This window comes from Mesorhizobium sp. CNPSo 4689, from assembly GCF_057784325.1.
This window is the reverse complement of record NZ_JBWLUZ010000039.1, coordinates 1-23,555: the sequence shown is the minus strand read 5'-3', so window position 1 is coordinate 23,555 and position 23,555 is coordinate 1. Positions and strand designations below refer to the sequence as shown.

The window sequence follows — 23,555 nt, the reverse complement described above, 5'->3', positions numbered from 1 at the left end:
TCGCGGTTGGGCAAAGGAGATGCCATGTTTGCCCGCCTTACCGCCACCCTCGCCGCCCTGCTCCTCATTGGCGCCGCCCCGTTCGCACAGGCCGCCGACAAGCCGACCGACCCGCAGATCGCCCACATCGCCTACACGGCAGGGGTGATCGACGTCGAGGCGGCCAAGCTGGCAATCGAGAAATCGAAGACCAAGGAGGTCGTCGATTTCGCCAACGACATGGTGCGCGACCATGAAGCGGTGAACGTGCAGGCGCTCGACCTGGTCAAGAAGCTGAAGGTCACGCCCGAAGACAACGCCACCAGCCAGGCGCTGAGCAAGGCAGCGGAAGAGGAACGTGCCAAGCTCGCCAAGCTCGAGGGAGCGGCCTTCGACAAGGCCTATGTCGCCAACGAAGTTGCCTATCACAAGCAGGTCAACGGCGCGCTCGAAACGCTGCTGATCCCCTCGGCGGAGAATGCCGAACTCAGGAGCCTGCTGGAGACCGGCCTGAAGATTTTCCAGGGTCATCAGCAGCATGCCGAGCATGTCGCCGGCATGCTGAAATGAAAGCCGGCATGCCGATACGATCGCTCGCGGGCGCTCTGGCGCTGGCGCTCGTCGCCAGCCCGGCGCTGTCCGCCACGATCGAGGTGACGATCGACAAGCTCGTCTTCACGCCGGCAAGCATTGAGGCGAAGGTCGGCGACACGATCGAATGGGTGAACAAGGATGCGTTTGCCCACACGGCCACGGTGAAAGGCGGCTGGGAGGTGATGATCCCGCCTAAGTCGAAAGGGCGGATGACGCTCGAGAAGGCGGGAGCGGTCGACTATTTCTGCCGCTTCCACCCCAACATGAAGGGTCGTGTCGACGTGGCGCCGTGATCCTCGGCCTGATCCATTTGCAATGAGGCTCGCCTCGCCTCGTCCGGCCGCGTGATGTGCGTCCACGAGCCGCCAAAGCCCGGCTTGCGCCGCCCGATCCAGGCATCCAGCCCTTGGCGCAGGTCGGCAGTCGGGGCCATGCGGGCGAACTGCTCGGCCTCGACCAGCAGTCCTTCGGCAATGCTCTGGTTGAGGCCGCGAGCCACCGCGGTGAGTATGCTCGCCACCGCCGCCGGCGAGTGCCTGACAATGCGATGGGCAAGATCAAGTGCGGCCGACATCAGTTCCGCGTGCGGCACCACCTGGTTGACGAGGCCGAGTTCGAGCGCGCGCTGCGGCGAAAACGTCTCGCCGGTCAACAGCAGTTCGAGTGCTCGCTTGCGACCGGCGAGCCTCGGCAGGCGCTGCGTGCCGCCGAAGGTCGGTGGCATGGCAAGCCTGATCTCGGGTTTGGCGAACAGGGCTCGCTCGCTGGCAATGGCAAGTGGCACGGCTTCGGTGATTTCGCAGCCACCACCGAAGGCGAGGCCGTTGACGGCGGCGATGATGGGCTTGCGGAAGGCCTCCAGCCGCGCCGTCAGCCGCTGCCCACGCATGACGAAATCGCGCAAGGCGACATCGGCGCCAAGCGCCACGCTGGCCGAGAATTCGTGGATGTCCCGCCGGCGGAGAAGGCGCGCTCTCCTGCTCCTGTGAGAATGACGGCGCCGATGGCATCGTCGGTCTCGACCGCATCGAGCACCGCCAGCAGGCGGTCGATCAGGGCGTAGTTCAAGGCGTTGAGTTTTTCGGGACGATTGAGGGTCAGCACCGCGACGCGGTCGCGGATCTCGCAAAGCACTAGCCTGGTCATGTCTTTCACCTCCTGCATGGAAGGGCGCAGGGGATCAGCTTTCGGATTGCCTGTATATTCACTAGTCGGTATACATAGCGCATGATCGACCTCGCCAGCCCTACCCGCAAACGCATCGTCGATGCTGCGACGAAGCTCTTCTATGCCGAAGGAATCGGCCGCGTCAGCGTCGACGCCGTGGCTGAAAAAGCGGGCCTAACCAAACGCACGCTCTACTATCACTTCAAGAGCAAGGACGATCTGATCGCCGCCTATCTCGATGGCCGCGACCAGCCGAACATCAAGCAGATGGCCGGCTGGTTCGAGGCGGCGGAAGGTAGCATTGAGCGCAAGGTCGAAGCGATCTTCACCAATCTGGCGCGCGTGGCCCGGCACCCGAAATGGAAAGGCTGCGGTTTCCTGCGAACGGCGGCGGAACTGGCCGCGATGCCCGGGCATCCGGCAGTCAAGACTGGATCGCGGCACAAGAAGAATTTCGAAACCTGGCTGGCCGGCGAACTCTCGAGCCATGGCGTCGGCGAGCCGCAAGTGCTGGCGCGAGAAATCGTCCTGCTCATGGACGGCGCCTTCTCGATCATGCTGATCCACCGCAACCCCGACTATGTCGAGGCAGCCGGACATGCCGCAGCGACGCTCGTCCGGGCACGATCCCGGCACAAGGACTGATCGCAGGCTCGGGGCTTGACGCCCCTTGCCTAAAGCGCCAGCCAGGCGGTGCCGGCAACTAGGGTGATCAACGTCAGCGGCAGGCCGACCTTGAAGAACGCCCCGAAGGACAGAGGCGTACCGGCGCGCCGCCCCTGCTCTGCGACGATCAGATTGGCGACCGAGCCAAGCAGCGTGAAATTGCCGGCCAGCGTCGAGCTCATGGCCACGACCAGCCAGGCGCGCTCCGGATTTTCCAGGCCTGGGATGAACGGCCGCAGCGCCAGCACGGCCGGCACATTGCTCATGATGTTGGACAGCACCGCAGTGAAACCGGAGAGCCGCCAGACGTCGTCCAGGCCGAGGTCCTTTGCCGAGGCGATCATGTCTGATGTCAGCAGCGTCTTTTCGGCACCGGCAACGACGATGAACAGGCCGGCGAACATGAACAGCAGCGGCCCGTCGATCTCGCGGTAGATGCGGGCAGGCTTGATGGCACGGGTGAGCAACAGGATGGCGCCGCCGATCAGCGCCGCTTTGGCTACGGGCACGCCGGAGAAGAAGGCGATCGCCAGGGCGATGCAGACGACCACCGCCTTCAGCACCTGCCCCGGCAGCATGCGGCCACGATAGACTTCGGGTGTTAGCTCGGCCGTGCGCGCGAATTCGGCCCGGTAGATCATGCGCACGATGACGATGACGACGACAAGGCCGAACAGCGCAACCGGCGCCAGTGCGGCCGAAAAGGCCGGGTAGGAAATGCCCGACAGCGCACCAATGACCATGTTCTGCGGATTGCCGGTGATGGTGGCGACGCTGCCGCAGTTGGAGGCAGTGGCGGTGGCGATCAAATAAGGGATCGGATTGCGGTTGATGACGCGGGTGACGTGGACGACGATCGGCGCCATCACCAGGCAGATCGCGTCATTGACCAGGAACGCCGAGAGCACACCGGTCAGAAGCGTCAAAATCACCAGGAGCATGAACGGCGCGTGCGCGTGCTCGATGGCGAAGCCGCCGAGAGCGCGAAAGGCACCCGAGACCTTCAGATGCGCCACCACGATCATCATGCCGAGCAGCAGCGTGATGGTGTCGAAGTTGATGGCGCGATAGGCGTCCTCCATGCTGAGTGCGCCGACGGCGATCATCGCTGCGCCGCCAAGCAGCGCGATGCCTGCTCGGTCGAGGCGCAGTCCGGGGATGCGGCCGACGGCGACGCCGGCATAGGTCAGGACCAGGATCAAAAGTGCCGCCGCGCCCGTCAATGTCATTGCAGAAGCCTCGTCCAAATCTCGTCAGTCCCTGCTCCGACAGACTCGGCCCGGCAGACTTTTCGCTCCACCTTTAGCAAGCATCCGGCAAAGCGAAAGCGCCGGACGCGCTTTGCGCCCTTGAAACTTTCACGCGCCGGTGCCGGACGGCGATGGCCCAGAATGCTGGCGACGGCATGGCTGGATCAGGCGTAAACGACGGCAGCGGCAAGTCGGTCGTCGTCGACCCCAACGACCCCAATGCCGTCGACCCGAATGCCACCTACAGCATAGATGGCATGTCCAATCCGTACGGGACGAGTTCTACCCCCGATCAGAACTGCTCGGCGAGCCCGCAAGGCGCACAACCGGACGCCAGTGGAAAGTCGCCGGGGACCAGCTCGCCAACGGTGAACGACAACCACTGCGGCAAGTGACCGGCCCTGGCTGATCAGAGGCCGCAAAGCATCGCTTCGCGGCCTCCGCCGTTCAAGACCAGCTCCCATTTCCAGCGACTGCACGGCTCCTGATGACCACATCGCAGGCTCGAGCGGAATTGTCCGAGAGGAACCAACCGGGCAGCCGCGGCGTTTTCCACCACGTATTTGATTTTGACTTACTTTAGAGACTTGGGAGAGAAGACGTGGCGTCATCAGTCCTTATCGGCATTCTGATCACCTTCCTGGTGATCATCCTGGTGCTTTATCTCGTCCAGCGGCTGCCTCTCGATGGCCGCACCCGGCAGATCGCGCAGATCGTCGTCATCATCATCGGCATCATCTCGCTGCTGAAGTATCTTGCGGTTTTTTAGACACTTTTACTCGCCGAGGGATCCCAAGATGAGAGCTCACGGGATCGCATGCATTGCCGGTGCGATGATCGTTGCCGCGACACCGGCGCATTCGCGGCCGGATACCCGCACGATGACCTGCGGACAGACGCAAGCCTTTGTCAAAAGTCATCGCTCGGCAGTGCTGACCACCGGGCAGAACACTTATGACCGGTATGTGCGCCAGTTAGGCAACGAATGCGACTGGCCGGAGGTGCCGACCGCGGCCGCCGTGCCGACACGCGACGGCCAGTGCCGCCTCTATCGCTGCCAGGAGCCGGTTTTCGATTTCCCGAATTGATGCGAGCTCGCGCCCTCCCCGCATGTAGGCGTGGAACCGTTACGCCTCGTGCGAATTGATTCGGGCAGACATTCCGGCGCGATGTCGCAGCAGGCTTGAGGAGGGCGCCGGCAGGAGGAACAGCCATGTCCAGCGATATCAGGCGAAGCGGCAGCTGCCTGTGCGGCGGTGTCCAGTTCTCGGTGATCGGCGAACCGCTTCGGGTCGGGCTTTGCCATTGCAAGGATTGCCGCAAGACCAGCGGATCGGCCTATTCGGCTTTCGCAGTGTGGCCGCTCGAAGCGTTCGAGACGGCCGGGATCGTCAGCACCTACGGCGGCAGGAGCTTTTGTCCGACTTGCGGCGGGCGCGTCACCTCGGTCGGCGAGGACGAGGCCGAAGTGATGATCGGCAGCCTCGACGTGGCGCCGACCGAACTGCAGCCGGACTACGAACTCTGGATCAGCCGGCGCGAGCACTGGTTGCAGCCCCTGCCCGACGCCCCGCAGTTCGAGCATGACCGCTTCGACGACGAGAGCGGCGTTGACGGCGCGACGGGCAGACCGGACGCCGGCGAGCCGCTGTCAGGCGGCATCCGCCAGTTGCTCAAGTCGGCCTAGCGTGCAGCAGCGGCCCCTCTAACCGAGCACGGCAGGCCGATGCCGCATTTTGCAACCGGCGGTCGCTTTGCCGAGGTGGCGATGGTCAGCTAAGAATCATCTTGCGGTGGACCTTTGGAACCCGCTTTGGCCGGCGCGGCTCAGGCAACACTTCCAGCATTGCCGCGTCGGCCTCGCAAACCTAAAAATGCCTGAACCTATTCTTGACCGGCGATTCATACAACTTTTAGTATTATTTTGCCACTCAAGCGTTTTGGTTATCTTGTGAAGTACCAAGTTGTGGTTGCGCTACCAGATCATATATTCTTTTAGTGAAAGAAAATTCTCCCGAGTTCATATCTCTGGATATGTCAACTATCCTACTCAAGTACGTGGTCGAGTTGGCGTGGAGAGTCTTGCTGGGCTTGTACAAAAGGCCACCTTTGTTTCTTTCGGCTTTTGCTACATAGTGTTGCGAATCTTGAAACCGAACGGGGCGGTTTTCATGGAGTCGGCACCTGAACGTGGTCGCGGAGTTCATCGGCGATATCCACCGATCGACGGGTTCTGGACCTGGGACATCAAGCGTGACCGGGTCTACGGTGATACCAATCTTTCCGACTATTTCGGGCTGACGCTTGAAGAATTTTCCCATGGCGCATCGCTCGAAAGATGCATGCAAAGCATCGAGGCCGAGGATCGCCTGAGGGTCCATACGGCGATCCGCAGGGCGGTGAAGCGGAGATCGAGCTTCCGCGAGGTCTACATGGTGCGCTCGGAAAAGATGGGGCTTCGCAAGATCCTGTCCTATGTCGACAATCTCGGGGAAGCGGCTCTCTATCCCGGCTGGTTCGTCGACCTCACGCGGGAAGCCGATAGCGAGGAGGCCTCGCTGCGCGAGATCCACAGCCTTATCGAGCAGGCCAAGGACATTTCGCAATCGATCGGGCAGGATCTGCTCGGCTATCTTCTGGACAATGCCCAGGACGAAGTGCAGCAACGCCTTGGCGGCGGCGGATCAAGGAGGCGCAAATCGTCCTAGCGCAAACCTTGCTAGCTTCTGGGCGGGACCTTGCCGTGCCTGCTGACTTCGGCGGTCACCATGCGAGCGAAATGGGACTGGGGCGAGCGGCTCTCCAGCAGCCTGGCACGTTCCAGGGCCGTGTCGCCGTAAAATTCGACCAACACCGTGGCTGCCGCAGCGGCATCCGCCTTCAGCTTGCCGACATCGGCCTGCGCACTCTGAGTCGAGTTACCGCTTCTGGCGATCACATCCAGCATGGCCTGCAACTTGTCGGGAGTGCTGCCCTCGTCTTCGTGCATGGTCGCGGTCCGATTGGTCGCGCAAAATATCGACATTTCCGAAAATGTCCAACAGCTTCGCTGATCAGCCGCTGTTGCAACCGAGTACAGCTTCGCCGTGAGTTCCACTACAATCTTCATGCAAGCACAGTCAGCCAGAATTCATTTGCAGACTTTGGGGGCACCGATGGACCAGCCTAGCAAAATGGAAAACCTGCAGTTCGCGCAGGGAATATTGCGGGAATTGCGCCAGAAGGCCGAGGCCGATGGCGAGAAGCTGCTGACCTATCTGATCGACATGGCTTACCTTGAAACCAGCGACCGCATCCGCGCGCACTGGATCGGCAGCCACGAGACCGAAAGCCGCCGAGCCAAAGGCTGAGGCCGACGGCGTATCCGGGCGAGCAGTCCGGTGCGGACGCGGAGCGTTGCCGAACCCTGAAACGCAAAAAAGCCCGCCGTGCCTCTCAGCACGACGGGCGGGATCCTGGTGGTATCGGTGGTCGGAATCTGATCGTCGACACAAGCAAGCCCGCGCCTCTCGCAGAAGACGCGGGCCGACCGGGATGCCGGTCCCGATGAGGCAGCATACCGTTGCGCGCTGCCGGAAAAAGAACTCTTAGCACTGCCTAATGTTCCGGCGCTGGCGGGGAAAATCGCCGTGCGCCGATCGGGTCTATGAAGCGGCCTTTTCGCGAACCGGAAGCTTCCACCCCGGTCTGACGAAATGGCAGGTATAGCCGTTGGGATATTTCTCCAGATAGTCCTGATGCTCTGGCTCGGCCTCCCAGAAGGCACCCACAGGTGCGACTTCGGTGGCGACCTTGCCCGGCCACAGCCCCGAGGCATCGACGTCGGCGATGGTGTCTTCGGCAATGCGCCGCTGTTCGTCACTGGTGTAGAAGATCGCCGAACGGTAGCTCATGCCAACATCATTGCCTTGGCGGTTCCTGGTTGTCGGATCATGGATCTGGAAGAAGAATTCGAGCAGGGTCCGGAAGTCGATCCGGGCGGGATCGAAAATGATCTCGATCGCCTCGGCATGGGTGCCGTGGTTGCGGTAGGTGGCGTTGGGCACGTCGCCGCCGCTGTAGCCGACGCGGGTCGAGATAACGCCGGGATAGCGCCGTATCAGGTCCTGCATGCCCCAGAAGCAGCCGCCGGCAAGGATTGCGCGTTCGGTGGAAGTCGCCATAGCATGTCTCCTTAGGATTTCCCCTAAGGTGGGCATTGTCGCGGCTTTCGTCCAGTCGGGAATGTCCGGGTGTCATCGCCGCGCGTGTCACTCCTCCCTGGCCGCCGCCTTGAACCTTCGCACGATGACCTCGAAGAGGATGTCGGAGATCCACATCGCCGAGACGCCGATGAGGAAGGCGGCGGCGAGCGTGGTGGTGTCGTCGGCCGGATCGGGGATCGGCAGGCCGGTTGCCTTGAAATACGATACGACCGGCAGCGTGAGATAGGCTGCCGCCAGCGCGCCACAGATCGGCGAGGCGACCATCTCGCGCAGCTTGTAGCGATGGCGCGACAGCGCCCTGAGCACGCCGCCGGCAAGGCCGGCGGCCACCACCGGTCCCTTGATGCCGAGGAGATCGAACAGTTCGTGCATCACGGCCTCCAGCCGCAGAGCTTTTGGCCCTTGCGATTGTGCGAAAGCAGCGCCCTCGCCTCTTCGTCCGACAGCGCGTCGACGGCCTTGGCCGACAGGCGCAGCGGCGAGGAGACTGCGCAGAAGCCGCCCGAGGCGGTCGTGCAGCCGGCGACGACAAACGCGACTAGCACCGGCAGTGCGAGGATCAGTCTCTTGCCCATGATTTCAGCTCCTTTCGGACTGTGTCGGCGCTTAGCGCGCCGATATCGTTGTCGACCTGGTCGGCGATGTCGCGCGCCGCAGCCTCCTTGACCGCCTGCCGGGCGCGCTCGGCACTGGCGCCGGCCAGCCGCTGGTGGAAACCCCAGCCAAGTGCGGCAACCACCGACGCCAGCAGAGCAGATATCGTCGGGTTGCCGAGGAAGAAGGAGAGCAATGCCGTCATGACAGCCACCACACGACGATCGCGCCGGCGACGAGCAGCACGCCGATAGCCCAGGGCAGCGCCTGGCGGATGAGCTCGGTAAAGATCTCGACCATTTTCGCGTCTCCTCACTTCGACCAGTGGAATTTTCGCGCCAGCACGTACCAGGCTTCGGTCGCGGCGCTGAGCGCCAGGCCGACGCCGGTCTCGAGCGCCATCTGGATGTCGGGATCACCGGACAGGGCGGCGGCATCGCCGGCGCCAAGCAGGCCGCGTGCAACGAGGACGCCGGCGCCGTAGCGCAGCGCAATGCGGATGATGACGGCAATCATGCTGGCTTGCCTCCAAGGATGATTTTGAAAATCGCCGAAACCAGGCGCCAGAACGCATTGCGCCCGCCAGGGGCGTCCGGGACGGCCGGAGCACCGGTGGGTGCTGGCAACGCGGCGGATGGCCCTGCCCGCGGCGGCGCCAAGGAAGGGTCTGGGGTGGGCGCCGCAGGCGACGCCGAAAGCAACAGCGCCTGCGCGCGAACCGAGCCGACCCGCTCGCTCCAGCCCCTGCCGAAGGTCGGCCAGGTTGGCAGCCGCATCAGGAAGGCCAGCCGGGCATCGCAGAGCGCGTCGATGACAGCGCCGGCGGGTCTCGCCTGCACGGCGCTCAGCGTCGCCGGACCGATCCTGCCGTCCTGGTTGGCACCGACGATCGCCTGGAGGTATTTCGCCGCCCTGCCCGGCCCGCTGTTCACGGCAAAATCGAACACCGCGTAGTCGACGCCACCCGGAAGCTCGGCACCGGCAACGGCATCCCAGTAGAAACGCCGATAGACGGTGCCGACCTGTTCGTCGCTGATCTTCCTGAGGTCGGCCTTGGTGGCATCCGCTTTCACATAGCGGCGGAAATTGGCAAGCGTGACGCCCTTCATGGTGGCACCACCCGGATCGGCCGGATTGTCCGACCAGCCGCCTTCGGATTTGAAGACGAGCGCAAGCGCCCGCGCAAAGTTGCGATCCATGGAAAACCTCTTGAGGTTGTGGGGGAAGAAATGGTCGCGCAGTGGTGGCCGAAAATTGTCGGCAAACGCGCTGTTCGATAGGCCGCGCCACGCCAAGCGGTGGATTTCCGGCCGGGGCCTCGGAAAAGAATTGGTGTTTTAGAGAAACCTTAATTACCCTTCCCTAAGCTTGACGAACGGCGAGTGGGGCTCGTCGCACTATCGGCTTGGGGATTGGCGCTTGGGAGACAGCGCCGGGTTTGGGCGAAATGAGTTTGTTATCTTCCGAAGCGGGCGAGTGCCAGGGCTGCGGCGGCACCGGCAGGATTTTCGAGTGTCCGCGATGGCGCGCCTCGAACGGCCATTGCTGTCCCGCAGGAACGCATCGCCACATATGCCCTGGTACGACTGTCCACTGCTCGGAATGCACGGGCACCGGTGGGACGGCCCGCAGGCAGCCGCTTGAAGCGCGTCGCCTCAATCGCTTCAGCCGCGACGCGCGCTAGCGGACAAGTCGCCGGCAAAGCGGAACCCTTGCGCCGATACTTTCGCCGCCTTCAGGCTTAAACCTTCTTCTTCCATTTGCGCAGCCGCGTCCTGACATAGGACCGCAAGCCGAAGGGAAGCCGGGGCCGCCCCGCTTGTGGGGCGGGACGGCGCTGCATCTGTCGATGCACAAGCTTCATCAGCCGGCAGAACCCGGATGCTTCCACCTCTTCCAGGCGCGCGACAAGGCGCTCGGGCAGCGGCTTCGAGCGCCAGGCGAAGTAGGCCTCGTAGGCGTCAGGCGTTTGGACCAGATGGCGCAGATATGCCGCCAGATCGGCCGCATCGCTGAAATCAGCCGCGTTGATGTAGGAATTCGGCGGCACGTATTCGTCGACATTCGGCGCACCCAGATAGACCGGCACAGTGCCGGCGTTGAAGGCATCGAAAATCTTTTCGGTGACGTAATCCGCCTCGCTCGAGTTCTCCAGCGCCAGGCAGAACCTGTAGCGGGAAACGGTCTCGATCTTCGTCGCCGGGCCGAGATCGGGGCCTTCGATCGTCCGGTTGCGGAAATGCCGTCCGTAGGAATCGACGCCGATGTGGCGGGAAAGCTCGCTCACCAGGTCGACGCGGCCGCTATGGTTCAGCGGCGCCGATTGGAAGAGCACGAGCGGAGCCGCTTCGGTCTTGGCCGCGACCGGCCTTGCCCGAACCTCCTCCCACCAGCACGCGCGAGGAAGATAGGGCGTCCAGACATCCGATCGGCGCTCATGCGTCATGGTGAAGTCGAAATGGCGCATGTAGTTCGGATCGGCGAAGCGCTTGTAGTTCTGCCGGCTCTCCATCGTCCAGCCGATCCAGTACTGGCCGGGATATTTCCAGGCATCGCCGATCTCGCGATAGTCCGGAATGTGGAAAACGACCGCCGCCGCCTCGGCAATGCGACGCTTGTCCAATGTCCAGCGCCCGGGAAGGTCGCATTGTATGGAGGCGATGTCGACGGGCTTGCCGAAAAGCGTCGTGTAGAAAAGGATCAGCGGCTCTGTGGCGTCGGCAGGCATCTCAGATTCCGCGGCCGAAATCGCCACGCCGGACGCCAGACAGCTGTCCAGCGGTCGGCAAGTCCACACGCTGCGCGATGGCACTACAGACCGCGGCGAAGCCTCGCGGCATGTCTATCATCGGGAATGTCTGCCGGGGCTCCATGGCCGTCGGAGTTACCCGTTCATCTTTCCGGCATCAAGCACATTTCAGCGAGGAGAGTTCGGCTCCTTGGGCGGCCAACTTGCTTTGGTCCAGTTGATCGGGGGTTGCTTTAGCGCCTGGTTTTTGGTTGTAAGCGGGGACCACGGCTTGCGCCCCAGCGTCGCCCTTACTCAGACGGAAGAGAATATGGAGCTGCCGACGCTTCGGGAAATTTTCGACGCTCATGATGGCCTGGGCTCCGACAAGTGGACCACATATTTTGCCGCCTACGACAGTCATTTTGCTCGCTATCGGCAGCAGCCGATCACCCTGTTGGAGATAGGCGTACAGAACGGCGGCTCCCTGGAAATCTGGGGAAAGTATTTTAGGAGCGCCACGCGTATTCTAGGCTGTGATATTGCCGAGAAATGCCGCGAACTCGCATTTCAGGATAACCGGATAGCTGTCTTTATCGGGGACGCGAACTCTGCCGAGACTAGGAAGGCGATCCTTGCCGATACGGCGACCTTCGATATCATAGTGGACGATGGCTCGCATATCGTGAGCGATGTCATCGAATCATTCGCGTTGTATTTTCCCAGCATCAAGCCCGGCGGCGCTTATGTGGTGGAAGACCTTCATACTTCTTATTGGGAAGGCTTTGGCGGCAGATCTGATCTCGAACTCAGTTCCATGGGGTTCTTCAAGCTGCTTGCCGATGTGGTGAACAAGGAGTTTTGGCGAAACGGTCGCACCGATTTCAACCTGCTGAAGAACTATGCCGAGCGCTACAATGTGGCCTTGAGCGATATCGACCTTGACATCGATGAGGTCGCCTTCGCCAATTCGATATGCATTATCCGCAAGGGCGTCGGGCGTGAAGAGAACAGACGCCACATCGCAGGCCATATCTTCAAAGTGAACGACGGCGCTGCCGAATTGCCCTCAGGAAGCCCTGAATTGGTTGCGTCCATGCGTATCGGTGACAGGTTGAAAGCCGCAACGGAAAAACAGGAGCAATTCGTGAACGTCACAGCCTCGGCGCTGGATAACGTCCGCGAGATCGAGCGGTTGCGATCCGAGGTTTCTGATGGCCAGCTGGAGACAGAAAAGCTTCATGCATCACTGAAGTCATCCGAAGCCGAGCTAAAATCCGCCAGTGAGGCATTGAAGTCATCCAATGCCGAGCTGAAATCTGCCAGCGAGGCGCTGCAGAAAGCACAGGGCGAGATCGCCGCGTTAAGAAACAGTACCTCCTGGAAGGTAACCGCGCCAATCCGACGGGCGCTGACGGCAATCCGTCGGCTGTCTATGTAACCCGTTACGATTGTGGGGGGTTTGGCAAGTTGGACGCGTCTTCCTCAGATCAGCCGCGGTGGATTGCCGTTGCGTGAGGATAGTATTCGGAGGGGCAACTTAAGCGGACGATAATAAGTCCAAACGTTGTGGCAACTGCACCACAATCAATTTGCCGCACGAAGGCCTGTAGTGATAAAGGCTCCTGCAAATCGAACTCGGAGGTCCGCCGTGCCGGCGAAAATTGCAGTCATTTATCTGGCCAGACTTCACGAGGGATTTCAGTCCTTCGAAGCTTTTGCCGAGACGTACCGTAAGCATGCCGCCGGCCAGGAGCATGACCTCTTTATCATCTGCAAGGGGTTTGAGAAGCCGGGCGAGTTTGCCGCCATCGGCGCAATTTTCACCGGTATCCGCCACAAGATCATATCCATGCCGGACGACATCGGGCTTGATATCAATGCCTATCGAGAAGCCGCGCAGCGGATAGGCAACGAGTATGTTTGCTGCCTCAACACGTTCACCCTTCTTCGCACGGACAATTGGCTTGCCAAGCTTTGGACGAACCTATCGAAGCCAGGCATCGGCATGGTCGGCGCAACAGGTTCGTTTGAAAGCCTCTTCACCAGCTACAAGGTAATCAATTTTCTCGCATGGGCGGCGTCTCAGCCGACGACCAGATTCGACCGGGCATCAACCCAACAGTTTGCATGGCTGCTGAACCACATTGCACCACACACCATGCGAGCGGCAAAATCGAAGCGCTTCCGTGTCCGCCGATTATTGGGCGACATCCTGCGCAATCGTTCCAGCCTGGACCGCCTGCAAAGACAAATGCCGGAGACTTGGGCCGGTGTGCTCGGGTACAACGGTGGTCTACGTGAATTTCGGGATGTCCCGCAATTTCCGAATCCCCACATCCGCAGCAACGTCTTCATGGTACGGCGGCTCGATATGCTTTCCGTACCCATGGAGGGTACCAGCAAACACGCTTGCTGCCGTTTCGAAAGTGGACCTGACAGCCTTTCAATCTCGATGCTCAGCAAGGGCCTCGACCTGTTGGTGGTCGGCGCAGATGGCATCGGCTACCGCATGGATCAATGGCCAACTTGCGGGGGGTTCCGTTCAGGTGACCAGTCAAATCTGTTGGCGTCTGACAATCAGACCCGCGCGTACGAATCGCTGATCGATCGGGATAAGCGCACCCATCAGACCATGACATGGGGCGGCTATAGTCGCGACCCTCGGCTTGATACCAAATTGCTCGGTGTTTCCTTCGAGCAGAAAGCCCCTCTTTCAGAGAGGGTCAAACACTTCATGGTGGCCAAGAAATCGAGCCGAGAACGCCTCATCTCGATAGCAATTCCTACGCACAATCGTCTTGATCTCGTCCTTGACGCAATCAAGACCGTCACGAATCAGAAATATGACAATTGGGAAATCTGCGTCTTCGACAACGCCTCGAAGAATCCCATTTCCCCCGCAATCGCCGCACTTGGCGATCCACGCATTCAGGTCAAGCGGTCTGAAAAATTCCTTCCCGTAACAGAAAGCTGGAACGGCGCGATCGATATGACGAAGGGTGAGTTCGTCACCATGATCGGCGATGACGACGGTATCGCGCCCGGCTTCTTTCAGCGGATCAACTTTCTGGCCGACCGCTTCGACAACCCCGATGTGATCTTCTCAAATCTCTACCAGTTCATGCATCCGGGTGTCGTTCCTGGCAGGCGACAAGGCTATGTCGCCGGCTTGCAAATGGCCGACTTCTTTGAGGATCGCGACTACCCCTTTGTTCTTGACTCTAAGGAGGTTCGACGCTCCATCGACAACTCGCTTCGGATGCGGCGATCGTTCATGTTCAACATGCCCGCCTTCTGTTGCAGCCGCGACTTGCTGGAACGAATGCGGATTGATGGTCGAGTGATGCTCTCTCCATTCCCCGATTACTATTTCGCTAATTTGGCCCTGCATCTGGCTAACAAAGTGGTCGGCGAACCGAGGCCGCTCGCTTTTCAGGGCGTATCCAAGGTGTCTTTTGGCTTTACCCTAATAAACGCCAAGATCGATGACGGCTTCAAGGTGCTCAACCATGATGTTGCGAATGACGACATCTATCGCGAGGTAAATAAGCATCTTCTGCCAGGTTCACGCTATCATTCAGAATATATCGTGACGATGGCTTATCTTGCTCGTGTCATCGGTGACGATGCACGCCAGCCGGACTTCAAACATTTTCGCCGTGTACAGATATGGCAGTACCTAAAGTCCCACACATCCGCTTTCCGATGGCTCCGGACCGAGAAGGGCCGCGAGATGTGGAGTATGCTTGCCCCTAAAGAAAAGCTCTGGATGTTGAAGGCCAACCTGATCCGGAACATGTCCATTCGGTTCCCGCGATTCTGGGGACCAGCGGCACAACGCCTCGATCAGGAGTCGAGCGCATATCTCTTCGAGCCCAAGCAAATTATCTACCGCCTCGGCGAACACGTCACCCTTTTCGATGTCTATAAGGAATTGGAAAGCGGACCGTTCTCAGCGACGGTCGAGACCAAAAATCCCCGGCGCAAAACTGCGAAGCTTTCCGGAAGAAAATCCAAGACAGCATCGACTGACTTCCCGCCAGTTGGTGACCAACATCGTTTGCACGAGCAAACGAACGGGAGCGCGGAGCGCCCTCGTCAGTTATGATGATTGCCGAGGGCGAATGGATCTCCCCGGGGATTGGGAGGATGATTGCTGGGGCGGCCCTCATGCGCAAGCGCGTGAGAATCTGTTGAGGTTATGACGATCAGTACTTTTTTTCGAAGGAGCAGCGCTCTGTTCTCGAGCATTGAGCGGAGGACTATGAGACTGGAAGCCGTTACAGATCAGAATTTTTGCGAAGACGACTATCTGATCGCCAATCCGGATGTCAGAGCGGCAATGGAAAAGGGTGTTTTCGCTAGCGGCCGCCAACATTTCCAGCAGCATGGCTATCGAGAGAAGCGGCATCAGCGCGCGCCACTCATCTTTTTCGTGCATGTTCCAAAGACCGCCGGATCGACGGTCAACTCGCATCTGATCGAACTGCTTCCAGGCGGATCAATCCATTCTGAAGGGTGGTTCTACGATGATGCCAATATGCATCGGCTGGACGCTTTGTCGTGGGTCTCAGGTCACATTCCCTACTCTGCGGCCAGCACTCGCATCCCACAGTTCACCAACCGCCGTGTTGAGTATTTTGCCTGTGTTCGAGATCCTACCGATCGGGTGCGGTCGCATTATAACTGGGTAATAGAGATATTCCATCGCAGCGGCTACGACAGCAACCTCGAAGTGGTGAAAGGTATGTCGGAGCAAATCCGGAATTCCGGCTACAGCATACCAGCTATTCAGGCCAATTTGCTCGAATACAGATGGCATTTCCTCGACATTCAAGCTATTTACCTAGCTAAGGACAGGGAGCCCGTAGCGGGCGCGTTCGGCTCGTTCAAATTTGTTGCCACGCCTGACCGGCTCACGGAACTCCTATACACAATGACCGGCAAGAAAGTATCCTTGACGAGGCGGGAAAACAAAAGCTCCAAGCATTTTGACCCGCAGCTGTTTCGTGAGCCGGAAATGGAGTCCTTCCTTCGCCGACACAATGCCCTCGATGAACAACTGTTTGAGTTCGTCCGATCCGGCAATCTGTGCAACCCGACCGAGACGCAGATCTTGCCGCAGCGGATCTCGCGCCCGTGGAAAGAGCGCGCTCGCGACATGGCGCTTCGGACCAAGCGACGCCTGGGTGCATAGGCGAAGTTACGAAAAGCGGCTCCGCCGCTACAGCAGTGTCACGCTCAACTGTCCGTCCCCAGCTACGACATTGCTATCAGAGCCGGTCGATGTGGCGCTGAGGGAAAAGGCCAGCGTTCCGGAGACGGTGACCGTGAATATACCGGAGACACTGTGGGCGACATTGGCTGAAATCGCCTGGGCTCCGCGGCAGAGAAGTGAGGCTCGACCGGCACCAAACACACCTGTACAGGTTCCGCTTTTGGTGAGCTGCGTGATCAGCTCTCCGGCGGTCCCTCCTTTGGTTGCCTGTATCATCCCCTGCACTAGGTATCGCTCGCCCTTGTAGGCCGCACGCGATGACATCGACGTGACGGCGGTAAGGGTGCCTACGACTGCTACCGTGCCTGCGTTCTGCATCGCCGACACTGGCTTGTTGTCTCCGGAGTACTCATTCGTGCCGCTGGACACGTCGTCATAAGTGGCCACCGTGGCGTTAGGATAGGTCCCGGAAGGCTGAAGGCCGCTCGTCTTGCCGCCCGTTGTCGTGCCGCCAACGATGACCGTCTTGGACGGGCGCTGGTGCCGAATGTTGCCGCAAGTGAAGCGATCGCAACTGTTGAAGACGACGCCGATGAATTCACCATCCACCGCAGCGTCGTTCGCCTGGCTTTGGTTGATCGCCGAGATATCATTTACGGAGGTATCATCACATCCGGTCAGGTGAATGGCATAGGTATCGGTGTGGGTGAGCGGGCTCTTATAGATGCACAGACCAGTGATGAACGACTGCGGAGCGTTCACCATACCGATCCCTTTGGTAAATACGTCGGCATGTCCGCCCCGAATGTCAACCAGAGGGCGCTTGGTCGTGTAGTTGATGTCGATCCCGATATCTACCGCAACGAAAACCGGCTTCGTGATAAACAAACCCTCGACTTCGCCGCTCGATTTAAAACCGACGTTGCTATGCGACACATGCGGATTGTCGACGTTGATGTTGCCGGGAACCGCCGATAACGTGGGCGTGTCGGAACCGATGATCTCGATACCAGCCGTCATGTTCTTGAAGACCGCCACGCCGGAAAGCGCATTGTTCTTGCGGCCGACGACGACAGGGCGCACGATGGACAATGCAAAAATGTCCTGGCACTTGATACCCTTCCGCCAGCCTGAGGCCAGCACGTTACCACCCCAGCACCATACGTCTTCAATCACGCAACGCTCAACGGCGCGGTTCGTGATGCTATCTGTCTTGCTATACGTCACGGTGAGCGCGTCCCCGGCCTCCTGCTGTGTTGTCTGGAGCAGAAGGTTTCGGATGAACGTCGGGTTGGTGTAGTCGTTCTGGCTGATCGTGATGCCGGACGTCGCGCCAATAAACTCAAGAATGGACATACCGGGTCCATGACCCTCAAGCGAAACCGGCGTGTTGGTGACGGTATTCAGCAAACCATCGATCTGATATTTGCCCTTGCGCAGCTTGATCGGCGCGCCGCTAGATAGTGCTAGGTTAAACGCGGCCAATGCGTTGCCAGAGACGAAACCAAAATCTTCGAGGCTTACAGGACCATCCTTGAGCTTTGCGATGGCCGGGCGAGCAACGGCACCTGTGAGCACTTGAGTCACTATGGTCGCGGTATCGACATAGGCCTTGACGCTCTGTTGCGAAGGCACCTTCGTCGCGCTGTTTGATGCCATGTCATCTTCGTCGAGGATGTCCGCGGTCGTGAGGGGAATAGGATCCGCAGCGATGACCAACGCATCATCGCCTATTACCGGATCAAGAGTCTCGAAAACGAAGACGCGGTCTGCCCACGTCGCGCCCTCCTGAACGCGAACGGTCGTGCCCTTTTGCACAGTGCGCGCGGTGCGCGCGTCGGCGGCGCGATACCAGCGGCCCGCCGAGGCCGTGCGAATGCCATTTTCCGAACCGTCGGTCTGGTCCTTGACCAGCACACGGTCGCCGACTTCCGTCACGACGCCGTCGATCGTCAGCAGGCCGCCGGTATCGACATCGATATTCCCCGTGGTGGCGAGGCGTACAGGTTCGCGTTCGCCCGTGAGAAGACGGACGGCGGCAGTTGCAGGTCGGGCCATAAGGCTTGCTCCATGAAAAAAGCCCCGCGAAAGCGAGGCTTGGACATTCGAGGAATTGGGCCGCTGTTGCGGCTATTTCACTTGGATCGGCGCAGTCGTTGCGCTCGGCGTGGTTCTACTTGTCGCGGTCCGTCGGGGCACTCTTGATCCAGCCCGCTCCCGTTGGCCGTCAAACGATCTGACGGGTGGCGGAGGGCGCTAAGCCGTCTCGACCTGCGCGGCATAAACAAGGCTGAGGGAAAGGTAACCGGATAGGGCCAGGCGCACGAGGACGACCCCTTTCAAACCGGCTGGGAATAGGTGCGTCTAAGACGCAAAGGCAGGCGGTAGAACCAGACGCATTCACAAACCTCCACGCTGCCTCCGACCTCAGCACTACTTGTTGTCGCCGTCGAACGGTTTGATGGATGCGGAAGGCAGGCCCAGTTCATCAAGCACATCGAAGGCGCGCTCCGATACGACGAGGTTCAAATTCTGGTTGATACCGAAGTCGTCGCGACCTGCCCTGCCATCTACCTTGAGCCAAACGAATACGGGAAGTTCGACATCGGGCTGCAACTCTTGAAAATCCTCGGATGTGGTTATTTCCGCCTCGGCGAATGTGGCGCCAGAGATGCCGATAGCGAGCAACCCGCGCCTGGCCTCTTCGGTGACGAGGAAACAGGGGAAGGTGGTCACAAGTACGTCACCAAACCATCCCTCTACCCGATAAACAAGCTTGCTCACAACCGGCGGATGGACGCTAGTATCCATGACCGTATCTTCGCCAAGACCGCCAGCGACATCGGGCTTAATTTCAAAATATCTCATCGGTCACCTATCGGCGGGTCAAACAGATGCCCATACTTCTTGTTCAGTTCAGTTGCGAAGTCAAGCACTTGCTGCCGAGTGGCGGTCGTATGCGTTTTATAGAATTGGTCCCATTCAGATCGAATGACTTTTTTGTGCAGATTTATATCGAATTCTTTTCGGATTCCGCGAAGATTCTCGGATGAATGTATCTCTTCCTGGGTAAAAAACCCCGGGTATCTCTTAATAACGTCTTGCTCTACGTTATGGTGGACTACATAATCACTCATATTGAGCGTGGGATTCGCGTCAAAAAAAGTCTTTCGATAGTTCTTTGATTTTGTCCAATCCAACTTTTGCGCCGGCATATTTGATCGTAGAGGGGTCTCTAGCAAGCAATGAGACCTTTAACGCGGTATCAAAAGCACTATCGGATATTTCACCTTGCGGTGTCTTTCGCCTCGGAAAAGGCGGCGAAACAGAACGAGCAATGAGTTGCTGATCCCGAAAGGTTTGTGCATCGACGCCACGGATGAGCGCAGCGCCGCCTTCGACTAGTTCAGCCGACGGCTTCGAAAATACGGAAAGGCTCTCGAGCCAGGGTTTGGCAATCTTTCCGGCTTGTTCCAAGGTTTTTCCGGCCAACCTTTCGGCGGGAATTGGTCCTGCGACGTTGAGCAATGCTTCGCCGTAATTGCCGTCCAGCGCGGCATTGCCAGCCTTTTCAAGTGCAAACGACGCCCCCAGCGGCGTGATATCGGCTACCGAAAAGCCGTCCTCGCCAAGCCCATCGGATCCCACGAGCTTTTGTGGAAGAAGACGCCACAAGCTCCCCCGTTCACTGTCGCCAGCTATCCATTTCCCGAGCCGCTCCTGATTCGTCGGGATGTAGTTGGTGAGTTCCGCATTCGCTCCCGATCGGCCTGGCTCGAGTGTGTTGGCTAGGTCGAGCAGCATCATTGGGTCGGCTATCGCCTCCCGACGCGATCGGTCATTTATGCTTCTCTCCGCCTGAGCCGCACCGGTCTGAATCAGGTGGCCAAGGATCGCTTCGCGCGCGGCTTGGTTTGGAAGCGCCGCAAACAGGTTGCGCAACTCTGCGTCCTGGTCTTGCTGTGGTTGGGTTTCGTCTTTTTGTTTTCCCACAACTTGCTCGGCGACGGCGTTGGGAAGCGGCTGGATGGTCTCAAAGCCCAACTGCTGCTGGGCGGCGATCGAGCCGATGATCGCCGCCTGATAGTCCTCTGGCTTCGACAGATTGTTCCAGGCAGAATCAAGATTGGCGAACGTCTTCCGAACGTAGCCGCCGGGATCACCCTGCCTGGCTCTGAACGTCAGATCCGCGGCGGTGGCGATGGCGTCATGATGTGCTTTGTCTGCCTCCAGATTGGCGCTGTCCTCCTTGGGGGCAGCATCCCTGATCTTGGCCCGCACGGCCTCGTTCGACATGCCGCGCATGCAGTAGAATTGCCGACTGACGTCGATCGCTCGATTGAAGTCCTGGAAGCGCCTGACGCCTTCGGTAGCGCCGTAGAGAGAGACGAACTGCTCCGGAGTCGGCATCGAGCCGGAATAGGTTCCTGTATCCCTGATAGCGGCCGGCGCATTCTGCTCGGCCAAGCTGATGCTGGCCCGTGTTTCGACTTGCCGAGTCGCGTCGGCGGCACGGGCCTGCTGGATCAGGGCCGTCCGGTCTTCGGACGGAATGTCGTCTCGAAAGGCCTGCGCGACTCTTTCATCCGGCGTAAGTTTGCCAACGCGATCGCCCTTCGCGGCCGTTCCGCTCTCCTTCGCCGACGAAGCGACGCCCATTGCCACACGGATGGTTTCGCCCATGCCGTCGGCAACAGCGGGCGCACCACCAAGCATCTCGGCGGCACGCTTGGGGTCCTGGGCGATCATCGCCTGGACCAGCGCCTTGGCCGTGTTGCTGCGCCAGGCCACTTCCGCCGCCTGCCGGGCGAGCGGATTGCCGATCTTGGCGATCAGGTCGAAGCCGCTCTGCCGGATCGCCTCGAAGTTTGCGGTATTGTTGGGGTCGCTTTTTGCGATGGCGCTCGTCGATATATTATCGATCTTGGTCCATTCGGCATGCTCATAGTCATCGCGGCGCGCCTGCTGCCTGACGGCCATACGGGCCGAGCCGACCGCCCGCATCGCTTCCTTCTGCCCGGCGAAACCGGCACGCTGACTCTCGGGCATGTTCGGCAAGGCATCGTCGAACAGCGTGTCGAACAGGCCGGGCTTGACCACCCGGCCGGTGCGCGGATCGACCTGGCCGTACATGGTGTCGTGCAGGCCGGCGCCGTCGGCCGGCGCGTTCGCCACCACCTCGTCTTCCGCCTGCGCAATCTGGCCACTGAACCGGCGGCGTGCGAGGTCGGCGTCGAACGCCTCCTGCCGCTCTTTCATCTGCCGGTAGTGCTCGGCGACAGCGGAAAGCTCGTCGCCAAAGCCCTGCATCGCCCTGCCGATCGGCGACCCCTCGGGATAGGAGACGACATTGCCGGTATCGAGCCGGCGCTGGGCCACATGGAGAGGAATGGTCGCCATCAGTAGAGGCCTCCGGTGGAAAAGCCGCCCGGTGCCGGCGGGAAGGCGCCTTTGCCGAAGGTCACGGCCTTGGCCGGGTCGTAGAGAGCCGACACGAGATTGCCGCCGACCTTGAAGATGCTCGCGGTCGCCGCCTGCTTGCCGGAAAAGCGTGAGATGGCGGCCTGCGTGGTGAGATTGTTCTGGCGCAGCTGCGAGCCGTACTGGAGCGCCTTGAGGTCGAGCTGGCCCTGCCTGGCATTGGCGGCCAGCACCTCGGTCGGCGAGCCTGATATGCCAACGCCGGAGGCGCCGGCCTGGGCGCGCGCCTGCGCCTGCAGCAGGTCCTGCCTGTGGCGTTCCTGGCTTTGCTCGAAGGCAGCACTTTGCGCGTCGGCCTGCGCCTGCTGCGCATAGGCCCTGGCCTGATAGTCGGCCATCTGCTTCTGCTGCTGGCCCTCGGCCAATGCGCCGCCGACGGAAAGAACGGTGCCGAGAAGAGCAAGTGTGCACATGGTCAGCCTCGCGCGCCGGCAATGGGGATGAACTTGCTTCTGACGCCGTCGACGGGCGCGCGAAGCGCCGGGCGCGGGTCGAGCGCGCCGCCGGGGCTGAGGAAGGACAAAAGCATCCTGTCGGCCTGGATCGCCGGGCGGCTGAGGCGGGCGGGTGCGGCAGCCCGCGCGCCGGCCATGGCGGCGCGGCGGGTTGTCGTCAGGTTGACCTTCAGGTCGGGCACGCCGGCGGCGTCGAACAGGCCGTTGGCGGTGGCAATGGCGCGGGCGAGTGCATCGGCCTCGAACAGTTCCTGGCGCAGCAGTTCGACCAGGCGGGCAACATTGCGCCAGCGCGCGGCGAGCGCTTCGGCCTTGGCGCCGATCTCCTCGCCGAGCGCCGCGATGTCGGCGCGGGCCTCGCTTTCGGCGGCGGCGGCGCGGCGCTTGGCGGCCGCCTCGATGGTCTTTTCGATGAGCGCGATTGTCGCGTTGCAGGCGTCGAGCGCGGCGCGTGCCTCGCCGAGGACGCCATCGCCGAAGATGGCGCGGTCCTCGGCCTGCTGCAGGTCGCGCCTGCGGGCGAGCGCGTCGTTGAGGTCGGTGTCGAGCAAGGCGATGACGGAAGCAAAATCGGCAGCCGTCCGCGCCTTGCCGAGGGCATCGGCATGGGGGGATGTCATGGGGAGTGTCCTTCTTTCGGAGAACGAGAATGATTTGCGCAGAGGAGCTCGGCGCCGAAGCTGCCAATCTCCCCCCTCGTGGGGGTTGAGGAGTGGTCCGCGAAGCGGACGGAGAGCCAATTGGCTCTCCGAATGACGAACGCCCGGCAGGGCAGAGGGGGGCGCGAAGGAACGCTACAAAACGATTTTCAGTCCGCGCGGCTGTGAAGTTCGACCGCTGTCATGACCTGGCCGACCTATGCCGTCCTTCAAGCGTCGCGGCGGTGCAGAACCTTGGAGAGGCTGGCGGGACAGCGCCCCCCTCTGGCCTGACGGCCATCTCCCCCACGAGGGGGGAGATTGGCAGCGTCGACGATGGCGCCCTAGTGGATACCGCCTAACATAAGAGTCCGATTTGGGATTCCGCTTTGGGAGTGCTCGTGCGAGTCTGGCGCATGCGTGCAGGAACTTGGTTGGAGGAACCGGGATGTCGCTCACTGGAGGCTGTTTGTGTGGCAACGTGCGCTACAAAACCAATGCCGAGCCTTTGTGGCTCTGTCATTGCCACTGCAATAGGTGTCGCAAACATACCGGATCGCCGATCGGCACGTGGGTC

At 60.5% G+C, this 23,555-nt stretch carries 27 protein-coding genes and 1 pseudogene; 13 read left to right on the top strand and 15 right to left on the bottom strand.

Going from position 1 to position 23,555, the window contains the following annotated elements; all coding sequences use genetic code 11:
• Window positions 1–24: 24 nt before the first annotated feature.
• Both AC04SI_RS28960 and AC04SI_RS28955 read left to right on the top strand, forming a co-directional pair.
• The gene (locus tag AC04SI_RS28960; protein WP_404283213.1) at window positions 25–549 is read left to right on the top strand and encodes a DUF4142 domain-containing protein; all 525 of its coding nucleotides are present in this window, start codon (window positions 25–27) and stop codon (window positions 547–549) included.
• The gene (locus AC04SI_RS28955) at window positions 546–866 is read left to right on the top strand and encodes a cupredoxin domain-containing protein (protein ID WP_404283215.1); all 321 of its coding nucleotides are present in this window, start codon (window positions 546–548) and stop codon (window positions 864–866) included. The genes AC04SI_RS28960 and AC04SI_RS28955 overlap by 4 nt, the downstream gene beginning before the upstream one ends.
• On the opposite strand, the pseudogene AC04SI_RS28950 reads toward AC04SI_RS28955, so the two are convergent.
• Window positions 812–1,719, bottom strand: a pseudogene (locus tag AC04SI_RS28950) (crotonase/enoyl-CoA hydratase family protein). The gene AC04SI_RS28955 and the pseudogene AC04SI_RS28950 sit on opposite strands and share 55 nt — an antisense overlap.
• A gap of 81 nt (window positions 1,720–1,800) precedes the next feature.
• On the opposite strand from AC04SI_RS28950, the gene AC04SI_RS28945 reads away from it, so the two are divergent.
• Window positions 1,801–2,385 (top strand): TetR/AcrR family transcriptional regulator, encoded by a 585-nt coding sequence (locus AC04SI_RS28945; RefSeq protein WP_404283216.1) that lies wholly within the window; start codon window positions 1,801–1,803, stop codon window positions 2,383–2,385.
• Between the two features lie 29 nt (window positions 2,386–2,414).
• On the opposite strand, the gene AC04SI_RS28940 is transcribed toward AC04SI_RS28945, so the two are convergent.
• A complete protein-coding gene (locus AC04SI_RS28940; RefSeq protein ID WP_404283218.1) occupies window positions 2,415–3,635 on the bottom strand; it encodes an anion transporter in 1,221 nt (406 codons plus the stop codon).
• Window positions 3,636–3,787: 152 nt separating this feature from the next.
• Here AC04SI_RS28940 and AC04SI_RS28935 point away from each other — a divergent pair, with 152 nt between their 5' ends.
• The 5 genes from AC04SI_RS28935 (at window position 3,788) to AC04SI_RS28915 (ending at window position 6,364) form a co-directional block, all read left to right on the top strand.
• Window positions 3,788–4,051: a hypothetical protein gene (locus AC04SI_RS28935; RefSeq protein WP_404283220.1), complete on the top strand. Its 264-nt coding sequence runs from the start codon at window positions 3,788–3,790 to the stop codon at window positions 4,049–4,051.
• 206 nt (window positions 4,052–4,257) lie between these two features.
• Window positions 4,258–4,425, top strand: a complete 168-nt coding sequence (locus AC04SI_RS28930) for a Thivi_2564 family membrane protein (RefSeq protein WP_023694668.1) — start codon at window positions 4,258–4,260, stop codon at window positions 4,423–4,425.
• 64 nt (window positions 4,426–4,489) lie between these two features.
• Window positions 4,490–4,744: a hypothetical protein gene (locus AC04SI_RS28925; protein WP_404283222.1), complete on the top strand. Its 255-nt coding sequence runs from the start codon at window positions 4,490–4,492 to the stop codon at window positions 4,742–4,744.
• Window positions 4,745–4,869: 125 nt separating this feature from the next.
• Window positions 4,870–5,343: a GFA family protein gene (locus AC04SI_RS28920; RefSeq protein WP_404283224.1), complete on the top strand. Its 474-nt coding sequence runs from the start codon at window positions 4,870–4,872 to the stop codon at window positions 5,341–5,343.
• A gap of 484 nt (window positions 5,344–5,827) precedes the next feature.
• Window positions 5,828–6,364: a PAS domain-containing protein gene (locus AC04SI_RS28915; RefSeq protein WP_488475360.1), complete on the top strand. Its 537-nt coding sequence runs from the start codon at window positions 5,828–5,830 to the stop codon at window positions 6,362–6,364.
• An 11-nt stretch (window positions 6,365–6,375) separates the two neighbouring features.
• Here AC04SI_RS28915 and AC04SI_RS28910 read toward each other — a convergent pair whose 3' ends face one another.
• Entirely contained in the window at window positions 6,376–6,765 is a 390-nt protein-coding gene (locus tag AC04SI_RS28910; RefSeq protein ID WP_488475359.1) for a hypothetical protein, read from the bottom strand.
• A 46-nt stretch (window positions 6,766–6,811) separates the two neighbouring features.
• Between AC04SI_RS28910 and AC04SI_RS28905 the strand changes: the two genes are divergently transcribed.
• Entirely contained in the window at window positions 6,812–7,006 is a 195-nt protein-coding gene (locus tag AC04SI_RS28905) for a hypothetical protein (RefSeq protein WP_100084745.1), read from the top strand.
• A gap of 294 nt (window positions 7,007–7,300) precedes the next feature.
• Here AC04SI_RS28905 and msrA read toward each other — a convergent pair whose 3' ends face one another.
• The 7 genes from msrA to AC04SI_RS28870 all read right to left on the bottom strand — a co-directional run bounded on the left by msrA (window position 7,301) and on the right by AC04SI_RS28870 (window position 11,183).
• Window positions 7,301–7,819 carry a peptide-methionine (S)-S-oxide reductase MsrA gene (msrA, locus tag AC04SI_RS28900; protein ID WP_404283228.1) on the bottom strand — a complete coding sequence of 173 codons (519 nt, stop codon included), beginning with the start codon at window positions 7,817–7,819 and terminating at the stop codon, window positions 7,301–7,303.
• 87 nt (window positions 7,820–7,906) lie between these two features.
• Window positions 7,907–8,233, bottom strand: coding sequence for a hypothetical protein (locus tag AC04SI_RS28895; RefSeq protein WP_192180075.1), 327 nt, complete (start codon window positions 8,231–8,233; stop codon window positions 7,907–7,909).
• Entirely contained in the window at window positions 8,233–8,436 is a 204-nt protein-coding gene (locus tag AC04SI_RS28890; RefSeq protein WP_404283230.1) for a hypothetical protein, read from the bottom strand. The genes AC04SI_RS28895 and AC04SI_RS28890 overlap by 1 nt, the downstream gene beginning before the upstream one ends.
• Window positions 8,421–8,660 (bottom strand): ABC transporter permease, encoded by a 240-nt coding sequence (locus tag AC04SI_RS28885; protein WP_404283232.1) that lies wholly within the window; start codon window positions 8,658–8,660, stop codon window positions 8,421–8,423. Before AC04SI_RS28885 ends, AC04SI_RS28890 begins: the two co-directional genes overlap by 16 nt.
• A gap of 107 nt (window positions 8,661–8,767) precedes the next feature.
• Complete coding sequence (locus AC04SI_RS28880; RefSeq protein WP_192180072.1) at window positions 8,768–8,971, bottom strand: Pam3-gp28 family putative phage holin; 204 nt, start codon at window positions 8,969–8,971, stop codon at window positions 8,768–8,770.
• Window positions 8,968–9,654 carry a glycoside hydrolase family 108 protein gene (locus tag AC04SI_RS28875; protein WP_488475358.1) on the bottom strand — a complete coding sequence of 229 codons (687 nt, stop codon included), beginning with the start codon at window positions 9,652–9,654 and terminating at the stop codon, window positions 8,968–8,970. The genes AC04SI_RS28880 and AC04SI_RS28875 overlap by 4 nt, the downstream gene beginning before the upstream one ends.
• Before the next feature lie 542 nt (window positions 9,655–10,196).
• Window positions 10,197–11,183: a glycosyltransferase family 10 domain-containing protein gene (locus AC04SI_RS28870; protein ID WP_488475357.1), complete on the bottom strand. Its 987-nt coding sequence runs from the start codon at window positions 11,181–11,183 to the stop codon at window positions 10,197–10,199.
• A gap of 211 nt (window positions 11,184–11,394) precedes the next feature.
• On the opposite strand from AC04SI_RS28870, the gene AC04SI_RS28865 reads away from it, so the two are divergent.
• From AC04SI_RS28865 to AC04SI_RS28855, 3 genes are all read left to right on the top strand, one after another.
• Window positions 11,395–12,624 (top strand): class I SAM-dependent methyltransferase, encoded by a 1,230-nt coding sequence (locus tag AC04SI_RS28865; RefSeq protein ID WP_488475356.1) that lies wholly within the window; start codon window positions 11,395–11,397, stop codon window positions 12,622–12,624.
• Window positions 12,625–12,834: 210 nt separating this feature from the next.
• Window positions 12,835–15,294 (top strand): glycosyltransferase, encoded by a 2,460-nt coding sequence (locus AC04SI_RS28860; protein ID WP_404283239.1) that lies wholly within the window; start codon window positions 12,835–12,837, stop codon window positions 15,292–15,294.
• A gap of 156 nt (window positions 15,295–15,450) precedes the next feature.
• Window positions 15,451–16,383: a hypothetical protein gene (locus AC04SI_RS28855; protein ID WP_404283240.1), complete on the top strand. Its 933-nt coding sequence runs from the start codon at window positions 15,451–15,453 to the stop codon at window positions 16,381–16,383.
• 27 nt (window positions 16,384–16,410) lie between these two features.
• On the opposite strand, the gene AC04SI_RS28850 is transcribed toward AC04SI_RS28855, so the two are convergent.
• From AC04SI_RS28850 to AC04SI_RS28830, 5 genes are all read right to left on the bottom strand, one after another.
• On the bottom strand, window positions 16,411–18,462 hold the full coding sequence (locus AC04SI_RS28850; protein WP_488475355.1) for a hypothetical protein: 2,052 nt from the start codon (window positions 18,460–18,462) through the stop codon (window positions 16,411–16,413).
• A gap of 375 nt (window positions 18,463–18,837) precedes the next feature.
• Entirely contained in the window at window positions 18,838–19,272 is a 435-nt protein-coding gene (locus tag AC04SI_RS28845; protein WP_404283243.1) for a hypothetical protein, read from the bottom strand.
• Window positions 19,273–19,560: 288 nt separating this feature from the next.
• On the bottom strand, window positions 19,561–21,804 hold the full coding sequence (locus tag AC04SI_RS28840; RefSeq protein WP_488475354.1) for a hypothetical protein: 2,244 nt from the start codon (window positions 21,802–21,804) through the stop codon (window positions 19,561–19,563).
• Window positions 21,804–22,298 (bottom strand): hypothetical protein, encoded by a 495-nt coding sequence (locus AC04SI_RS28835; protein ID WP_404283246.1) that lies wholly within the window; start codon window positions 22,296–22,298, stop codon window positions 21,804–21,806. Before AC04SI_RS28835 ends, AC04SI_RS28840 begins: the two co-directional genes overlap by 1 nt.
• A gap of 2 nt (window positions 22,299–22,300) precedes the next feature.
• A complete protein-coding gene (locus tag AC04SI_RS28830) occupies window positions 22,301–22,960 on the bottom strand; it encodes a hypothetical protein (protein WP_404283247.1) in 660 nt (219 codons plus the stop codon).
• A 466-nt stretch (window positions 22,961–23,426) separates the two neighbouring features.
• Here AC04SI_RS28830 and AC04SI_RS28825 point away from each other — a divergent pair.
• The coding region (locus AC04SI_RS28825; RefSeq protein WP_488475227.1) for a GFA family protein at window positions 23,427–23,555 on the top strand (129 nt) is incomplete at its 3' end.

Excerpts from the sequence above, each read along its gene's own strand:
- AC04SI_RS28895 (WP_192180075.1), bottom strand. The coding sequence starts at position 8,233 with ATGCACGAACTGTTCGATCTCCTCGGCATCAAGGGACCGGTGGTGGCC.
- AC04SI_RS28920 (WP_404283224.1), top strand. The coding sequence starts at position 4,870 with ATGTCCAGCGATATCAGGCGAAGCGGCAGCTGCCTGTGCGGCGGTGTC.
- AC04SI_RS28840 (WP_488475354.1), bottom strand. The coding sequence starts at position 21,804 with ATGGCGACCATTCCTCTCCATGTGGCCCAGCGCCGGCTCGATACCGGC.
- AC04SI_RS28890 (WP_404283230.1), bottom strand. The coding sequence starts at position 8,436 with ATGGGCAAGAGACTGATCCTCGCACTGCCGGTGCTAGTCGCGTTTGTC.
- AC04SI_RS28850 (WP_488475355.1), bottom strand. The coding sequence starts at position 18,462 with ATGGCCCGACCTGCAACTGCCGCCGTCCGTCTTCTCACGGGCGAACGC.
- AC04SI_RS28940 (WP_404283218.1), bottom strand. The coding sequence starts at position 3,635 with ATGACATTGACGGGCGCGGCGGCACTTTTGATCCTGGTCCTGACCTAT.
- AC04SI_RS28910 (WP_488475359.1), bottom strand. The coding sequence starts at position 6,765 with ATGAAGATTGTAGTGGAACTCACGGCGAAGCTGTACTCGGTTGCAACA.
- AC04SI_RS28885 (WP_404283232.1), bottom strand. The coding sequence starts at position 8,660 with ATGACGGCATTGCTCTCCTTCTTCCTCGGCAACCCGACGATATCTGCT.
- AC04SI_RS28915 (WP_488475360.1), top strand. The coding sequence starts at position 5,828 with ATGGAGTCGGCACCTGAACGTGGTCGCGGAGTTCATCGGCGATATCCA.
- AC04SI_RS28875 (WP_488475358.1), bottom strand. The coding sequence starts at position 9,654 with ATGGATCGCAACTTTGCGCGGGCGCTTGCGCTCGTCTTCAAATCCGAA.
- AC04SI_RS28830 (WP_404283247.1), bottom strand. The coding sequence starts at position 22,960 with ATGACATCCCCCCATGCCGATGCCCTCGGCAAGGCGCGGACGGCTGCC.
- AC04SI_RS28960 (WP_404283213.1), top strand. The coding sequence starts at position 25 with ATGTTTGCCCGCCTTACCGCCACCCTCGCCGCCCTGCTCCTCATTGGC.
- msrA (WP_404283228.1), bottom strand. The coding sequence starts at position 7,819 with ATGGCGACTTCCACCGAACGCGCAATCCTTGCCGGCGGCTGCTTCTGG.
- AC04SI_RS28880 (WP_192180072.1), bottom strand. The coding sequence starts at position 8,971 with ATGATTGCCGTCATCATCCGCATTGCGCTGCGCTACGGCGCCGGCGTC.
- AC04SI_RS28945 (WP_404283216.1), top strand. The coding sequence starts at position 1,801 with ATGATCGACCTCGCCAGCCCTACCCGCAAACGCATCGTCGATGCTGCG.
- AC04SI_RS28855 (WP_404283240.1), top strand. The coding sequence starts at position 15,451 with ATGAGACTGGAAGCCGTTACAGATCAGAATTTTTGCGAAGACGACTAT.
- AC04SI_RS28955 (WP_404283215.1), top strand. The coding sequence starts at position 546 with ATGAAAGCCGGCATGCCGATACGATCGCTCGCGGGCGCTCTGGCGCTG.
- AC04SI_RS28835 (WP_404283246.1), bottom strand. The coding sequence starts at position 22,298 with ATGTGCACACTTGCTCTTCTCGGCACCGTTCTTTCCGTCGGCGGCGCA.
- AC04SI_RS28905 (WP_100084745.1), top strand. The coding sequence starts at position 6,812 with ATGGACCAGCCTAGCAAAATGGAAAACCTGCAGTTCGCGCAGGGAATA.
- AC04SI_RS28870 (WP_488475357.1), bottom strand. The coding sequence starts at position 11,183 with ATGCCTGCCGACGCCACAGAGCCGCTGATCCTTTTCTACACGACGCTT.
- AC04SI_RS28845 (WP_404283243.1), bottom strand. The coding sequence starts at position 19,272 with ATGAGATATTTTGAAATTAAGCCCGATGTCGCTGGCGGTCTTGGCGAA.
- AC04SI_RS28935 (WP_404283220.1), top strand. The coding sequence starts at position 3,788 with ATGGCCCAGAATGCTGGCGACGGCATGGCTGGATCAGGCGTAAACGAC.
- AC04SI_RS28925 (WP_404283222.1), top strand. The coding sequence starts at position 4,490 with ATGATCGTTGCCGCGACACCGGCGCATTCGCGGCCGGATACCCGCACG.